The 5026-nt window shown below is 76.9% G+C and carries 1 protein-coding gene; it reads left to right on the top strand.

Annotated features, from left to right (window positions below; translation table 11 throughout):
* Positions 1–5026 (top strand): amino acid adenylation domain-containing protein (locus tag ACFRMQ_RS37930; RefSeq protein ID WP_380735428.1); only part of this gene is annotated, 5026 nt, incomplete at both ends.

The following is a 5026-nucleotide window of genomic DNA, read 5'->3' as shown; positions in this document are numbered from 1 at the left end:
CGCGAGCTCGCGGCCCGCCCCGAGGTGGCCGCCTACAACTACTACGGCCCCACCGAGTGCACCGTCGACGCGCTCGCCTGCCGGATCGACGGCGGGGACCGGCCACTGGTCGGCCGCCCGCTGCCCAACGTCCGCGCCTACGTCCTGGACGGCCGGCTCCAGCCGGTGCCGCCCGGGGTGAGCGGCGAACTCCACCTGGCCGGCGCGCAGGTCGCCCGCGGCTACGCCGGCCGCCCGGGCCTGACCGCCGCCCGCTTCACCGCGGACCCGTACGGGCCGCCCGGCACCCGGATGTACCGCACCGGCGACCTGGCCCGCTGGACCGCCGACGGGCGCCTGGAGTACCTCGGGCGCGCCGACGACCAGGTCAAGGTGCGCGGCCACCGGATCGAACCCGGCGAGATCGAGGCGGCCCTGCTCGACCTGCCGGAGGTCGCCGCGGCCGCCGTCGTCGCCGTCCCCGACGCCCACGGGCACCACCGGCTGGCCGCCTACCTGGCCTTCGCCGAGGGCGCCGCCCGCCCCGCCGCCGACCTGCGCGCGGCGCTGCGCCGGGTGCTGCCCGACCACCTGGTGCCGTCGTCCTTCACCGTGCTCGACGCGCTGCCGCTGACCACCAGCGGCAAGCTGGACCGCCGCGCCCTGCCGGCCCCCGAAGTCGACGTCCGGGCAGGGGAGTTCGTCGCCCCGCGGACTCCCGAGGAGGAGGCCCTCGCGGCCATCTGGGCCGAGGTGCTGGGAGTGCCCCGGGTCGGTGTCACCGACAACTTCTTCGAGCTCGGCGGCGACTCGATCCTGAGCATCCAGGCCGTCTCCCGGGCCCGCGCGGCGGGTCTGCGGATCGGCTCCCAGGACGTCTTCCGCCACCAGACCGTCGCCGACCTGGCCGCCGCGGCCCGCACCGCCGAGGCGCCCGCCGCCCCCGAACCGCGCCACCAGGACGGGCCCGCCCCGCTCACCCCCGTCCAGGAGTGGTTCTTCGCCGCCCACGGCCCGCTGCGGCACTTCACCATGTCGCTGCTGCTCGACCTGCCGCACGGGCTGGACGAACCGGCCCTGGAGAGCGCGCTGGGCGCGGTGGTGGCCGCCCACCCGGCGCTGCGCACCCGCTACACCCGCACCGGGGCCGACTGGCACCAGGAACCGGTCGCCGACGCGGGGCGGCTGCTGCACCGACTCGACGCCGGCGGCGACCGCGAGCGCGCCGCCGAGGCCGCCCGCGCCGAACTGGACCCGGCCGTCGGCACCCTGCTGCGCGCCGTCCTGTTCCGCACCGAGGGCGCCGAGGGCACCGAGAGCGCCGAGGGCGCCGAGACCCGGCCCCAGCTGTTCCTGACCGCCCACCACCTCGCCGTGGACAGCGTCTCCTGGCGCGTGCTGCTCGCCGACCTGGCGCAGGCCTACCGGCAGGCCGCGGCGGGCGAGGCCCCCGCCCTGGAGCCCGAGCCCACCGCGTTCACCGACTGGGCCCACCGGCTCGCCGAGTCGGTCCGGACCGGGGCCCTGGACGAGGACCTGGCGTACTGGACCGCCGAGACCCGCGCCCCCGTCGAGCCGCTGCCCGTCGACCTCCCCGGCACGCCCACCGCCGGCTCGGTGCGCACCCTGCGCGGCCGGCTGGACCGGGCCACCACCGAGGCGCTGCTGCGCAAGGTCCCCGAGGTCTACCGCACCCAGGTCAACGACGTGCTGCTCAGCGCGCTGGGCCGGGCCCTCGCCGACTGGACCGGCACGGGGAGGGTCACCGTCGCCCTGGAGGGCCACGGCCGCGAGGAACTGTTCGACGGCTTCGACCTCTCCCGGACCGTCGGCTGGTTCACCACCCAGTACCCCGTCACCCTCACCCCGGTCGGCCCGGCCGAAGCCCCGGACTGGGCCGCCACCCTCAAGCAGGTCAAGGAGCGGCTGCGCGCCGTGCCCCGGCGCGGCCTCGGTTACGAGGCCCTCGCCCGGCTCGGCTCGCCCGCCCCCGGCGCCGAGGCCCTGCGGGACGTCCCGCTGCCCCAGGTCAGCTTCAACTACCACGGTCAGTGGAGCGCGCCCGAGGGCGGCGACTTCGCCCCCGCCGGGGAGGCCCCCGGCCGGGACCTCGCCCCGGACGAGCCGGTGGACCACCTGCTGGACGTCGCCGCGGTCGTCGCCGACGGCGAGCTGGAACTCACCTGGCACTACAGCGACCAGGTCCACCGGGAGGACACCGTACGGGAGTTGGCCGAGGCCGTGACCGCCGCGCTGCGCGCCGTCGTCGCGCACTGCGCCCGCCCCGGCGCCGGCGGCCGCACCCCCTCCGACTTCCCGCTGGCCGGCCTCGACCAGGCCGCGCTGGACCGCCTGGTCGGCGACGGCCGGGAGGTCGCGGACCTGCTGCCGCTCACCCCGCTCCAGGAGGGCATGCTCTTCCACCGCCTGGTCGGCGGCCCGGACGACGTCTACCTGGACCAGGCCGCCCTGCTGCTGGACGGCGTCGCCGACCCGCAGGCCCTCGCCCTGGCCTGGCAGCGGGTCGCCGACCACACCCCGGCGCTGCGCACCTCGGTGGTCTGGGAGGACGTCCCCGCCCCGCTCCAGGTGGTGCGCCGGGGCGTCCGGCTGCCGGTCACCCACCTCGACCTGCGGGCCGTCGACCCGGCCGAGCGGGCCGAGCGGCTGGCCGAACTGAGCGCCGAGGACCTCGCCCGGGGCCTGGACATCGCCAGCGCCCCGCTCACCCGGCTCACCCTGGTCCGGCTGCCCGAGGCCCGGCTCCAACTGCTGTGGACCTCCCACCACCTGATCCTGGACGGCTGGAGCCTCGCCCAGGTGCTCAGCGACGTGTTCGAGGAGTACGCGGCGCTCACCACCGGCGGCGCGCCCACCCCCGCGGTGCGCCGGCCCTTCGCCGACTACGTGCGCTGGCTGACCGAGCAGGACGCCGAGGCCGCCCGCGCCCACTGGCGGTCCGTCCTGGACGGCTTCGCCACCGCCACCCCGCTGCCCGTCGACCGGGTCCGGCGCGAGGCCCACCGCGCCCGCTCGGCCGGCACCCACACCGCCGCCCTGTCCGAGCGGGTCTCCGAACAACTCGCCCGCACCGCCCGGCGGTCCGGGCTGACCCTCGGCACCGTGGTGCAGGGCGCCTGGGCGCTTCTGCTGTCCCGCTACAGCGGCGAGCCGGACGTCCTGTTCGGCACCACCGTCTCCGGGCGGCCGGAGGAACTGCCCGGCGTCGAGTCGATGATCGGGATGTTCATCAACACCCTGCCGACCAGGGTCCGGGTGGACGGCGCCCGCACCGCCGCCGACTGGCTGCGGGAGCTCCAGGAGGCCCAGGCGCAGGCCCGCCGCCACTCGGCGGTCTCGCTCGCCGAACTCACCGGGTTCAGCGACGTCCCGTCCGGCAGCGCGCTGTTCGACAGCATCGTCGCCTTCGAGAACTACCCCTTCGACGACGCCCGCGCCGCCGGAACCGGAGTGCGCCTGGTGGAGGTCTCCTCCCGGGACGCCACCAGCTTCCCGCTCGTGCTGCGCGCCTACCAGGGCGGGCAGCTCGGCTTCGACCTCGCCTACGACCCCGAGCTGTTCGACGCCGCCACCGTCCGCGCCCTCGCCGAGCGGCTCTGCCTGCTGCTCACCGAGCTGGCCGCTGGAGCGGACCGCCCGCTGCGCGCCCTGGCCTGGACCACCGCCGAGGAGCGGCGCCGGCTGCTGGTCGACGGGAACGGCACCGCCCAGGGCCGGCCCGAGCGCACCCTGGTCGAACTGTTCGAGGCGCAGGCCGCCCGCACCCCGTACGCCGAGGCCGTCACCTGCGGCGAGGAGGGCCTCGACTACGCGGAGCTGGACGCCCGGGCCGACCGGCTCGCCCACCGGCTGGCCGAGTTCGGCGCCGGGCCCGAGCGGTACGTCGCCCTCGCGCTGCCGCGCACCGCCGAGCTGGTGGTGGCCGTCCTCGCCGTCCTCAAGACCGGCGCGGCCTACCTGCCACTGGACCCGGGCCTGCCCGCCGAACGCCGCGAGGAACTGCTGCGCGACGCCGCCCCGGTGGCCCTGGTCACCCAGGAGGAGCCGGCCGGCGTGGGCGTCCCCGTCCTCGCCCTGGCCGACCCCGGGGTGCGCGCCGACCTGGCCCGCCGCCCGGCCGGCCCGCTCGGCCCCGACCGGCGCCCGCTGCCGGACAGCCCCGCCTACGCCATCTTCACCTCGGGCTCGACCGGCCGCCCCAAGGGCGTGGTGGTGCCGCACGCCAACGTGGTGCGGCTGTTCGAGCAGACCCGGGAGCGGTTCGGCTTCGGCGCCGAGGACGTCTGGACGCTGTTCCACTCCTACACCTTCGACTTCTCGGTCTGGGAGCTGTGGGGCCCGCTGCTGCACGGCGGCCGGCTCGTGGTGGTGTCCGAGTCCACCGCCCGCTCCCCGGAGGACTTCCTGCGGCTGCTCGCCGAGGAGGAGGTCACCGTCCTCAACCAGACCCCCTCCGCGTTCCACCAGCTGGCCCGCGCCGACGCCGAACACCCGGAGCTGTCCGGCAGGTTGGCGCTGCGCACGGTGGTCTTCGGCGGTGAGGCGCTGGACGTCACCCGGCTCGCCGACTGGTACCGGCGCCACCCCGAGGACGCGCCGCGCCTGGTGAACATGTACGGCATCACCGAGACCACCGTGCACGTCACCCACATCGAGCTGGACCGCGCGACCGCCGCCGACGCGGGCCCCGGCCCCGGCCCGATCGGCACCGGCATCGCCGACCTGCGGGTGTACCTGCTCGACGGCGACCTCGCCCCGGTGCCCCCGGGCGCCGTCGGCGAACTGTACGTGGCCGGCGAGGGCCTGGCCCGCGGCTACCTCAACCGGCCCGGCCTGACCGCCACCCGCTTCCTCGCCGACCCGTTCGGCACCCCCGGCACCCGGATGTACCGCACCGGCGACCGGGCCCGCCGGCAGGCCGACGGCACCCTGCGCTACCTGGGCCGCGCTGACCAGCAGGTCAAGATCCGCGGCTACCGGATCGAACCCGGCGAGATCGAGGCCGCCCTCCAGAGCCACCCGGGCG

The organism is Kitasatospora sp. NPDC056783 (genome assembly GCF_042789895.1).
Taxonomy (GTDB): Bacteria; Actinomycetota; Actinomycetes; order Streptomycetales; family Streptomycetaceae; genus Kitasatospora.
The sequence above is the reverse complement of the archived record's forward strand: the minus strand, read 5'-3'. Positions and strand labels throughout refer to the sequence as shown.